Source organism: Hymenobacter sp. 15J16-1T3B (genome assembly GCF_020711235.1).
Lineage (GTDB): Bacteria > Bacteroidota > Bacteroidia > Cytophagales > Hymenobacteraceae > Solirubrum.
In genome coordinates, this window is sequence record NZ_JAJFAV010000016.1 from 132,166 (window position 1) to 142,205 (window position 10,040).

Genomic DNA, 10,040 nt, shown 5'->3' on the forward strand with positions numbered 1-10,040 from the left:
GGTAAGCAGTTGCCGTGGTGCAACTTTCTTCGGCTTGCTCGAATTAGCAATTGCCTTTGTAGATATAAGTCCTTACCTTTGCCGGCCTTACATAACCGTGCCCCGTCATGAAAAGAACGTTTCAGCCTTCTCAGCGCAAGCGCCGTAACAAGCACGGCTTCCGTCTGCGCATGGAATCTGCCAACGGCCGCCGCGTACTCGCCGCTCGCCGCAAAAAAGGTCGCAAAAAGCTCACCGTTTCGGACGAGCACAAACACAAGCGCTAACAGCCCCGTCGCACGGCTGGCTTGCTGACGCCGATTGACCTATCGGTTCGGCAACATCCACAGCTGTGCCCCGAGTTTTCATGCCGGGCGCGCGCGCTTACACGTTTTCGAAAGAAGAGCATCTGTGCCGTAAAAAGCTCATCACTGAGCTTTTCGGCCAGGGCTCTTCTTTTGGTTTGTACCCCCTGCGTATGGTGTGGCTGCCGCTTGCGGAGCCCACCACTACGCCCCCGCAGGTGCTCGTCAGCGTGTCGAAGCGCACCTTCAAGCGGGCCGTCGACCGCAACTACCTCAAGCGCCTCGTGCGCGAGGCCTACCGCCTCAACAAGCACCGGCTCACCGAGCACCCGGGCGGGCACCGCGTGGGGCAGCTGGCTATTATCTACACGGGGAAGGAAAAAAAGCCTTTCACCGTCGTGCAGAATAAATTAATTTCAGGGCTAGCGCGTTTGCTACACAATGCCGGGCCGGAAGCTGCGCCGAACAGCGCAACTCCTTCTGCGGTATAAGTGTCTGTGTTGTACAGCTACTGCCCTCTATGAACGTCCGCAAAACTACCCTCGGCCTCGCGGCCGGTGCCGCCCTGCTGTTTTCCTTCAAGTCGGCCACCGACAGTGAGCGGTACTTCGAAATAGCGAAGAACCTCGACATCTTCGCCACGCTCTTCAAGGAGGTCAACACCTACTACGTCGACGACGTGGCGCCTTCCAAGGTGATGAAGACCGGCATCGACGCGATGCTCAAGTCGCTCGACCCGTACACCAACTACATCCCGGAGGACGACATCGAGGACTTCCGCACGATGACCACCGGGCAGTACGGCGGCATCGGGGCTATTGTGGTGAAGCGCGCGGGCAAAACCATCGTGCAGACGGCTTACGAAGGCTTTCCGGCCCAGAAGGCCGGTTTGCTGCCCGGCGACGAAATCTTGTCCATCAACGGCATCAGCATGGATAAGAAGACCAACGCCGACATCAGCAAACTGCTGAAGGGGCAGGCCAACTCCACTGTGAAGCTGATGGTGACCCGCTACGGGCAGGAGGCGCCGGTGGAAATCAACATTACCCGCGACAAGATTCAGGTCGACAACGTGCCTTACTACGGCATGCTGACCTCGGATATCGGCTATTTCCAGCTCTCGGGCTTCACCGTGGATGCCTCCCGCGAGGTGCGTACCGCGGTGGCCAAGCTCAAGGAGCAAGGCGCCAAGAAAATCGTGTTCGACCTGCGCGACAACCCCGGCGGCTTGCTCAACGAGGCCGTTAACATCTCGAACCTGTTCGTAGACAAGGGCCTCGACATCGTCAGCACCAAGGGCAAGGTGACCGAGTGGAACAAGACCTACAAGGCCCTGGACGTGCCGCTCGACACCCAGATTCCGCTGGCCATCATCACCTCCAACCGCTCGGCTTCGGCTTCCGAAATCGTGACGGGCGTGATGCAGGACTACGACCGCGCCGTGGTGGTTGGGGAACGAACCTTCGGTAAGGGCCTGGTGCAAGCCACGCGCCCGCTCAGCTACAACTCGCAGCTGAAGGTGACGACGGCCAAGTACTACATTCCGAGCGGCCGCTGCATTCAAGAAATCGACTACACCCACCGCGCCGACGACGGCACGCTGGGCAAGGTGCCCGATTCCTTGCGCACGGCCTTCAAAACCCACGCTGGCCGTACCGTGTACGACGGCGGTGGCGTCGCGCCCGACGTGGAGGTGAAAGACCCCGAGGTGGCCGCTATTACGCGCGTGCTTATCCAGAAGAACTACTTGTTCGACTACGCCACCCGCTACCGGGCCGAGCATCAAAGCATTCCGCCCTCGCGGGAGTTTCAACTTTCGGATGCCGAGTACCAGAAATTCACGCAGTGGCTGCAGGGCAAGGACATCAACTACTCCACGCCCGCCGAAAAGGCCCTCACCAGCCTGATTACGCAGACCAAGGAAGAAAAGCACTACGACGATGTGAAGGCCGAGCTGGAGGGCATCCGCAAGAAGGTCACCGTCAACAAAGCCAACGACCTGACGCGTTTCAAGTCCGAAATCCGGGAGCTGCTGGAGCAGGAAATCGTGTCGCGCTACTACTTCCAGAAGGGCAGCGTGGAGGCCACCTTCGACGACGATCCGAACATTCTGGCCGCCATTCAGGTGCTCAACGACCAGTCGCGCTACAACTCTCTGCTGAAGCCGGGCGGCAAGTCGGCCAGTGCCATGAAGAGTGCCGGCGTGCCGGGCAAGCAGTAACAGCTTCGCTTTATCACTGAAAAGCAGACTCAATACTGGGTCTGCTTTTTTGTGTGATTTCCCGCCGCTATGCGCGACTCTATCCTGCATTTGAAGCCCTGGCAAGTCTTTCTGGTACTGCTGGCTCCCTATTTTGCCTCCTGGTACGTGACCGACGAGGTGGTGAGTACCGCCTTGTGTGCGCTTGGTGCACTGCTACTGGTGAGTTGGCTGGTCTTGGTCAGTCATACATTGCTGCAGCTGGGCCGAGCGTTGCCTGGTTACGCCCCGGTTTGGGTGCGCACCAATGCGCTTATCGTAGCAGCAGTGGTTATTTACAGCTTTGTCGCCAGTAATCCGAGCTTTCTGATTACGGCTACCAGTGTTCATGCAGACGGCCTGTGGGCACTTCTCATGTCCTACGTCTTGTTCGCCTACCTGCACTTGCACTGGTTTCCGGCTTCGCTGCTGGTAGCAAAAGAGCAGCGGCAACGGCCGGATGTAAGTCAGGTGCTGGGAGCCTTTCTGCTGCTCATCTTCTGGCCCATTGGTGTCTGGGTTATCCAGGACCGGATTAATGTGCTAGCGAAAAAACTAGCTTCGCTGCCCGCCGACAACGTTAGGTAAAACCTCATTTCGCTGAGACAAGTCAGCTTCTTTGCCGAGCTATGCTTTCCATTAGCAAAGCCGAGGTGGCTTTGCTAATGGAAAGCGGACGGCAACCAGTGTAATTTTGCCGCCGATGCCCCTCATTCTCGCCCTCGAAACTTCCTCGCCCGTCTGCTCCGTCGCGCTGACGCTGGACGGGGCCCTGCTGGCCGCCTCGGAACTGCGGCTCGAAAAGTCTCACTCCACGCACTTGACCGTGCTCATCGAGCAGTTGCTCAGCAACGCTGGTTACTCGCTGCCACAGCTCTCAGCCATTGCCGTTTCGGACGGGCCCGGCTCTTATACCGGTTTGCGCATCGGCGCGGCCGCGGCCAAGGGCCTGTGCTACGCGCTCGGGCTGCCGTTGCTGGCTGTAGGCACCTTGCCGGCATTGGCTCACCAAGTGGCGCAGCAAGTGCCGGGCGCGAGTCGGTACCGTTTCGCGCCCTTGCTTGATGCGCGCCGCATGGAGGTCTACGCCGCGCTGTACGACGCCGTCGGGCAGGAATTGCAGGCTCCCGCGCCGGTTGTTCTCGATGCGCAGAGCTGGGCGGCCGAGCTAAGCGCAGGGCCGGTGGTCTTCTTCGGCAGCGGGGCGGCCAAGTTTCAGGCGCTGGTGGCTGATAACCCCAATGCGCTGTTTCTAGCCGGGGTGCAGCCTTCCGCCATTGCCGTGGCCCAGCTGGCCGAAGCCGCGTACGCCCGGCAAGAATTCAAGGACGTGGCCTACTACGAGCCTTTTTACTTGAAAGAGGTCCACACCACCACACCCAAATCCGCGCAGGCCTAAGCCCCATACCTTTGCCGCTGACGGTGCGCCGAACGAAACCGGGCCGCCGTTGTTTTACTGGCTGTGGCCCCTGGTGGCCGCCTTTACTGCTGTACTACCATGGACGAAATCATCAACCGCGTTGCGCAGAGTGCCCTCACCAGCCTCAACCTGGAGGAGCTGAAGCACCGCGGCGAGCGGGTCGTGTACGACATCAAGGACAACCTCTTCCACGGCCTGATCCTGCGCGAGAAGGACTTCCGCGACTTTATCAAAACCCACGACTGGAGCCAGTACGACGGCAAGAACGTGGCCATTATCTGCTCGGCCGACGCCATTGTGCCCACCTGGGCCTACATGCTGCTGGCCTCCAAACTGCAGGGCCACGCCCACCGCTACGTGTTCGGCGGCCTCGACGCGCTGGAGCAGGAGCTCTTCCACGAGGCTATCGGTGCCCTCAACCCCGAGGAATACCGCGACGCCAAGCTCGTCATCAAAGGCTGCGGCAACGACCCGGTGCCCACGTACGCCTACGTGGCCATTATGCAGAAGCTGCTGCCGGTTACCAGCAGCATCATGTACGGCGAGCCGTGCAGCACCGTACCGCTCTACAAACGCCCGAAAGCGTAGCGGTTTGGCCTGCGCGGGTCTCGGCGCCGCGAAATGTTATTTGCCGGTCGGCGGTTGCTCGCCGTCCACAGCTTGCAGCAATGCCACTACTTCCAGCTCGTTTCTGGCTGAGAGCTTGCGCTGGGTTAGCTCTGCGTTGATGGCCGCGGCCAAGTCCGGGGCCGCGTTGCTGAGGGCTTTGGCGTTCAGCTTTACCGGAACGATGCTCCCGTTGGGGCACTGCAAGAAATACGAGAAGTCTTCCACTATGCGGTCCTGCACGCGGCCGCTGTTGAAGACTTTGCCGGCGTCGCTGCGGTACAACTGGCGGCCATGGCGCTTGAGCAGGCTGTATTTGCCTTCATGTAATACCTCCGCGTATTCCCAGGGCTGATTGGTTCGTTGGAGGTTGTCCAAACGCCGGAACCGGTGCAGGCGGTCGGGTATCAGCTCGTCCTGCACGACAAATTCCTGGATGATATTGGTATTGAGCAGCAAGGTATCCGTCTTGCCTTTGCGGGGTATTGCTAGTAGTTGTTGGGCAAACACATCGAATTGCAGGAGAATATTGCCGATGCGTTGCTTGGTGTTGACCAGCACGATTTCGCCGGGCTGCCAAGTGCGCTGAAAAAACGGCTGACCCTCGATATTGCGTCGCGGGGCGCTGTAGGCGTGGGCCATCTGCCCCTGCAGCAGCGCGTCCAGGTTGTCGGCGGCCCACAGCCGGCCGCCGGGGTTCTGGGGTGGAGTAGGCTGTTGGGCGAATAGGGGTGTGGCAATCAGGCTTGCCAGCGTCGTTGCGAGGAGTAGAGTTTTCATCAGGCGTGTCAAAAAATCACTGCAATCTGGTAGAAGAGTTACACCAGCGAAAAACGTGCCTGCCGCCCAATCACGCAAGCGTTGCGCATGACCGGGGCAGCATCATCGGCCCCGCAGGGTGTCGAGCAAAGTAGCAAAATGCCGTCTAAGCGGCGGGTTGCCACGCCGGGAAAAACCAAAGCAATCAGCCGCCGCAACGAATGCGCAGGGGGAGGCTTTTGGGCGTGATTAAGGAAAAGCTGCTTAACATCGTAGCCCATCAGTGCCTTCTCGATGACGCAACCTCACGTCTCTGTTTACAAAATCGGCTTCTACACTGGCGTGGCCATCGTAGTGGCCAACATGGTCGGGACGGGCGTCTTTACCAGTCTGGGCTTCCAGGTTTCTGGCACGCACAGCGGCTTTGCACTGCTGATGCTGTGGTTCGTGGGGGGCATTATTGCGCTGTGCGGGGCGTTGTGTTACGGCGAGCTGGCCGCGGCGCTGCCCCGGTCGGGAGGCGAATACCACTACCTCTCGCGCATTTACCACCCGTCGGTGGGCTTTTTATCGGGTTGGGTGTCTGCCACAGTCGGCTTCGCGGCCCCCACGGCCCTGGCCGCCATTGCCCTGGGGCGTTACGCCGCCAGCGTATGGCCCGAGGTACACGCCAATCTGCTTTCGTTGGCGGTGGTGCTGGTCATTACTGCTGTGCACTTGATCAGTCGCCGCGCCGGCAGCCGGTTTCAGGTAATCGTCACGGCGTTGAAGGTGTCACTGCTGGCCCTTTTCATCGGCGCCGGATTGCTGGCCGAGCCGCAGCCGTTGCGCTTCGTGCCCGCCGCGGCCGATTGGCGGGAGTTGCTCACGCCGGCCTTTGCCGTGTCGTTGATTTACGTGTCCTACGCCTATTCGGGCTGGAACGCCGCCGTGTATATGGCCGGCGAAGTTGAGCAACCTCAGCGCAACTTGCCCCGCATCTTGCTGACGGGTACGGTGCTGGTGGCGCTGCTGTATGTGGTCCTGAATTACGTATTCCTGCGCACCACGCCGCTTGATATGCTAGCCGGGCAACTGGAAGTCGGGTTTTTGGCCGCCAACCAAATTTTTGGGGTGGCGGTAGGGCGCTACATGGGCGCCGCCATTGCCGCGCTGCTGGTATCCACCGTCAGCTCCATGATTTTTGCCGGCCCGCGCATCATCCAAACCATGGGCGAGGACCTGCCCGCACTGCACTGGCTGGCCCGCCGCAGCCGCCGTGGCCTGCCCGTCCGGGCCACGCTGGTTCAAACGCTGCTGACGGTCGTGTTTATCGTATCGGGTACTTTCGAGCAAGTATTGCTGTACGCCGGCTTCGTGCTGAACCTTTTTACGTTCCTGACGGTGCTCGGCTTGTTTGTGCTCCGGGTGCGCCAGCCTGCGCTGCCGCGCCCCTACCGCACTTGGGGCTACCCCTTCACTCCTCTACTCTTCCTACTGCTCAACGGCTGGACACTGGTGTTTCTGCTGCGCGACAAGCCCACCGAGTCCCTGCTGGGGTTAGGGACCGTGCTGATTGGGCTGGTGGTATACGCCGTTATCTACGCCCTCGGCGCGGTTCGGCGGCCGGCGCAACCAGTAGGGGAGGAGCGCGGTTAATCCCGCTTGGCGAATCATCGGCCCGGCGGAGGCGGCTCGAATGGTGAAAAAGGAATTCCCGTAAATTTTCGCGGGCTTATCTTTCCCCGACCATTCCCCGTTGCCCCTCATGGCCTTTGCTTTTCATCGTTGGCTGATTTCGGCAGCCCTGCTGACCGTCGTGGCTTGCTCCGAGCGTAAATCAGCACCTACCCAGCTCGCCTCGCCGCCGGCCCAGGCACCCGATTCGGCTACGGCGGTGGCTCCGGCACCTGCTGCGCCCGCCCCCGCCCCAATTGATACTTCCGACGTCCAAGATGTAGCGGCTTACTTGGCCGGGATGCCGGTAAAGCAAGCGTCGCCCCTGCGCACGTTCACGGCCACGCCGGGCTGGCAGCGCTTCGCCGCCGACGCCGACAAGAGCTGGACCAACTACGATGCCACCCGGACTTCCAAAATCGAAGACTGGGCCAAACTGGAGCTTGATTCGGTGCGCCGCACCAGCCCGGTGGTTTTCTACCCCTTCAGCGGCCCCGATCTGCTCAATGCCGCCACCGTCTTTCCGCAGAGCGGCACCTACGTGTTGGTCGGCCTAGAACCCGTAGGTACCGTGCCCGGCCAGGCTTCGTTGGAAAGCCCCAAACTCTACAACGCCGTTAAAACGTCGCTGTGGTCGGTGCTAAACTTCAGCTTCTTCCGCACCAACAGCATGGCCGTCGACCTGAAGTCGTTGGAGCTTGATGGCTCGCTGCCGCTGATTCTGCTCTTCGCCGCGCGCACTCACCACCAGATTACGTCCGTCAAGTACCTACGCATCAGCCCGGAAGGTCAAGCATTGCCGGCCGATTCAGCGCAAGGCAACGCCAAGCTGGTACCTGGCGTCGAAGTGGCCATGCGTGCCGCCGACGGCCACGAGCAAAAGGTTTACTATTTCTCCGCCGACCTCAGCGACTGGAAGCTGGGCCAAACCAAGGGCTCTATCCTGCAGTACGTGCGTAGCCTAGGGCCCCTGACTACTTACGTCAAGTCCGCTACTTATCTGATGCACAAACCTTATTTTAGCCAAGTGCGCAACCTGATTCTCGAACGCAGCCGCTACGTGCTGCAGGACGACTCGGGTATTGCCATGAAGTACTTCAAGCCCGCCGACTGGCAATTCATCCACTACGGCACCTATCGTCGTCCTATCCCAATGTTTGCCAAGCACTACCAGCCTGCGTTGACGGCCGCGTATCGGGATTCTGTCAACAAGGCCCGGCCATTGCCCTTCGGCACGGGCTACAACTGGCGGGTCAATGATTCCAACTTGTTACTGGCCAAACACCGAGTCGAACCGGCTAGCTAGTTTTAGATAGCACAAAAACTTTGGCTTGGTACAAATAGGTATTATACGTACATGATGTTTGGCCGAGCCACAGTTTTCCTGGCGCTAGCGTTATCTGTATGGCTGCCCGCTGGTGGCGCAGCTGGGCGTGTGGCAGCGGACAAGCGCTCCAAAGTAGGGTTCGAACTACCTAACCCACTTGACAGCTTACTGCGCAATACTCCCGGTTTAGCTTCGGTAGTTCGTCAAGCGGATAAATACGAGCTGCAGATCATTTACACCCGCATCGACCGGGACGCCACCAATACCCCTCATTTTACGCAGTACGATTACCGCCTCGACGAGCGCGCCTACTTCAACCCCGCCAGCCTCGTCAAGCTGCCGGTATCCATTTTGGCTCTGCAGAAGCTCAACGAACTGCGCCGCCAAACCCCCGCTCTCAGCCGCCGCACCATTATGAGCACGGGCGTGGCCGGGCGCTGCCAAACCGCTGTGCCCTTCGCTGCCCCTGCCGATTCCGACCGCGTCGCCAGCGTAGGCAACTATATAAAGCGGATGCTTTTGGTTAGCGACAACCAGGCCTATAATCGCCTCTACGAGTTCCTAGGCCAGCAGTACCTGCACGAGCAGCTCAGTAATCTCGGTTTCTCCTCGGCACGTATTACGCGCCGCTTCGCTCCCTGCGACACCGCCGCGAACCGCTGCACCAACCCCATTTCGTTTCACGAGGCCACGGGCGCTATCATATATAGCCAACCTGCTGCCTGCAATCTGCACCCGTTACTCAATCCGTTGGGCCGCGTCCAAAAAGGCCGAGGGTATTACGCCGGCGGCCGGTTGGTTTCCGCCCCTTACGATTTTACCACCGCCAACTACCTGCCGTTGCAGACCGTCACCGATCTGTTGCGAGGCGTACTATTCCCGCAATCCATTCCTGCTGATAAGCGTCCAACCCTATCAGAAGACGATCTGACCTTCCTCCAATATTATCTAGCGGCCACTCCCCACGATTCAGGCTTCCACTTATATACTTCCTCTGCCTACTTCCCCGCTTATAAGAAGTACCTGTTCTATGGCCGGCAACCACGCGTAGCTCCGCAGGCGGGATTGCGCATCTATAATATAGTAGGCATGTCGCACGGCTACTTAGCCGATTGCGCCTACTTCACCGATGGTCGTACGGGCGTCGAATTCATGTTAAGTGCGGTTCTATACGTCAATGCGGACGGAATTCTCAACGACGGACAATACGAATACACTTCAGTGGGTTTGCCCTTCATGGCTCAGTTAGGCCAAGCAGTGTATGCATTAGAGCAAGCTCGCCCACGTGTTATCCCACAATTCAGTCGACCTCCCTCAGCCCGATGATTTTTTTGCTAGCGTAACGCTCAAACGGTCAAAGCTTTTAAGGACATCCCAAGCAACATATTGCCCTCGGTCTTGCAAAAGCAGATCTAAACCCCCACTTTTGCACTCCCAATCCGAGACGCGGATGACCTTAACAACTACAACAAGGTTGTTTTAAGTAAGGCAAGTCGGGCTTAGCCAAATAAGAGCAAAGATTTTTTCAACTGCTCTTGACTTTCTGAAATCGGATGTGCTACCTTTGCACCCCGGTTCAGCAGGAAGCGACAAGACACGCGAGCAGCTAAAAAAAGTTGCCCGCGGGACTTGACACGAAAGCCCAAACGTTCCGACCTTTGCCCGCCGTTTCGCTTTGAAACGGCAGGTGAAGAAAGGCGGCGAGAAAAAAAACTTGCCGCTGGAACTTGCAACGAGAGCAACGAGTTT

11 protein-coding genes are annotated in these 10,040 nt (G+C 59.0%); 9 read left to right on the plus strand and 2 right to left on the minus strand.

The features are described 5' to 3' along the window. Positions 1-107: 107 nt before the first annotated feature. The 6 genes from rpmH (at position 108) to LJ737_RS22385 (ending at position 4,531) form a co-directional block, all read left to right on the plus strand. The gene (rpmH, locus tag LJ737_RS22360; protein ID WP_078014902.1) at positions 108-266 is read left to right on the plus strand and encodes a 50S ribosomal protein L34; all 159 of its coding nucleotides are present in this window, start codon (positions 108-110) and stop codon (positions 264-266) included. A 65-nt stretch (positions 267-331) separates the two neighbouring features. After that, positions 332-775 carry a ribonuclease P protein component gene (rnpA, locus tag LJ737_RS22365; RefSeq protein WP_227768982.1) on the plus strand — a complete coding sequence of 148 codons (444 nt, stop codon included), beginning with the start codon at positions 332-334 and terminating at the stop codon, positions 773-775. A 29-nt stretch (positions 776-804) separates the two neighbouring features. Beyond that, positions 805-2,505 (plus strand): S41 family peptidase, encoded by a 1,701-nt coding sequence (locus tag LJ737_RS22370; RefSeq protein WP_227768983.1) that lies wholly within the window; start codon positions 805-807, stop codon positions 2,503-2,505. A gap of 69 nt (positions 2,506-2,574) precedes the next feature. Then, positions 2,575-3,111: a hypothetical protein gene (locus tag LJ737_RS22375; protein WP_227768984.1), complete on the plus strand. Its 537-nt coding sequence runs from the start codon at positions 2,575-2,577 to the stop codon at positions 3,109-3,111. Between the two features lie 115 nt (positions 3,112-3,226). Then, a complete protein-coding gene (gene tsaB / locus LJ737_RS22380; RefSeq protein WP_227768985.1) occupies positions 3,227-3,922 on the plus strand; it encodes a tRNA (adenosine(37)-N6)-threonylcarbamoyltransferase complex dimerization subunit type 1 TsaB in 696 nt (231 codons plus the stop codon). Between the two features lie 99 nt (positions 3,923-4,021). Continuing rightward, on the plus strand, positions 4,022-4,531 hold the full coding sequence (locus LJ737_RS22385) for a DUF2480 family protein (RefSeq protein ID WP_227768986.1): 510 nt from the start codon (positions 4,022-4,024) through the stop codon (positions 4,529-4,531). Between the two features lie 36 nt (positions 4,532-4,567). Here LJ737_RS22385 and LJ737_RS22390 read toward each other — a convergent pair whose 3' ends face one another. Continuing rightward, positions 4,568-5,329: a hypothetical protein gene (locus tag LJ737_RS22390; protein WP_227768987.1), complete on the minus strand. Its 762-nt coding sequence runs from the start codon at positions 5,327-5,329 to the stop codon at positions 4,568-4,570. A 273-nt stretch (positions 5,330-5,602) separates the two neighbouring features. Here LJ737_RS22390 and LJ737_RS22395 point away from each other — a divergent pair, with 273 nt between their 5' ends. The 3 genes from LJ737_RS22395 to LJ737_RS22405 all read left to right on the plus strand — a co-directional run bounded on the left by LJ737_RS22395 (position 5,603) and on the right by LJ737_RS22405 (position 9,617). Then, on the plus strand, positions 5,603-6,946 hold the full coding sequence (locus LJ737_RS22395) for an APC family permease (protein WP_227768988.1): 1,344 nt from the start codon (positions 5,603-5,605) through the stop codon (positions 6,944-6,946). A 109-nt stretch (positions 6,947-7,055) separates the two neighbouring features. Beyond that, positions 7,056-8,270: a hypothetical protein gene (locus LJ737_RS22400; RefSeq protein WP_227768989.1), complete on the plus strand. Its 1,215-nt coding sequence runs from the start codon at positions 7,056-7,058 to the stop codon at positions 8,268-8,270. Positions 8,271-8,321: 51 nt separating this feature from the next. Next, positions 8,322-9,617: a serine hydrolase gene (locus LJ737_RS22405; RefSeq protein ID WP_227768990.1), complete on the plus strand. Its 1,296-nt coding sequence runs from the start codon at positions 8,322-8,324 to the stop codon at positions 9,615-9,617. A 173-nt stretch (positions 9,618-9,790) separates the two neighbouring features. Here LJ737_RS22405 and LJ737_RS22410 read toward each other — a convergent pair. Beyond that, on the minus strand, positions 9,791-10,040 hold a 250-nt coding region (locus LJ737_RS22410), incomplete at its 5' end, for a hypothetical protein (RefSeq protein ID WP_227768991.1).

What these genes read in the sequence shown, in the direction of transcription:
- rpmH (WP_078014902.1), top strand. Translation starts at nt 108, where the DNA reads ATGAAAAGAACGTTTCAGCCTTCTCAGCGCAAGCGCCGTAACAAGCAC.
- LJ737_RS22370 (WP_227768983.1), top strand. Translation starts at nt 805, where the DNA reads ATGAACGTCCGCAAAACTACCCTCGGCCTCGCGGCCGGTGCCGCCCTG.
- LJ737_RS22375 (WP_227768984.1), top strand. Translation starts at nt 2,575, where the DNA reads ATGCGCGACTCTATCCTGCATTTGAAGCCCTGGCAAGTCTTTCTGGTA.
- tsaB (WP_227768985.1), top strand. Translation starts at nt 3,227, where the DNA reads ATGCCCCTCATTCTCGCCCTCGAAACTTCCTCGCCCGTCTGCTCCGTC.
- LJ737_RS22385 (WP_227768986.1), top strand. Translation starts at nt 4,022, where the DNA reads ATGGACGAAATCATCAACCGCGTTGCGCAGAGTGCCCTCACCAGCCTC.
- LJ737_RS22390 (WP_227768987.1), bottom strand. Translation starts at nt 5,329, where the DNA reads ATGAAAACTCTACTCCTCGCAACGACGCTGGCAAGCCTGATTGCCACA.
- LJ737_RS22395 (WP_227768988.1), top strand. Translation starts at nt 5,603, where the DNA reads ATGACGCAACCTCACGTCTCTGTTTACAAAATCGGCTTCTACACTGGC.
- LJ737_RS22400 (WP_227768989.1), top strand. Translation starts at nt 7,056, where the DNA reads ATGGCCTTTGCTTTTCATCGTTGGCTGATTTCGGCAGCCCTGCTGACC.
- LJ737_RS22405 (WP_227768990.1), top strand. Translation starts at nt 8,322, where the DNA reads ATGATGTTTGGCCGAGCCACAGTTTTCCTGGCGCTAGCGTTATCTGTA.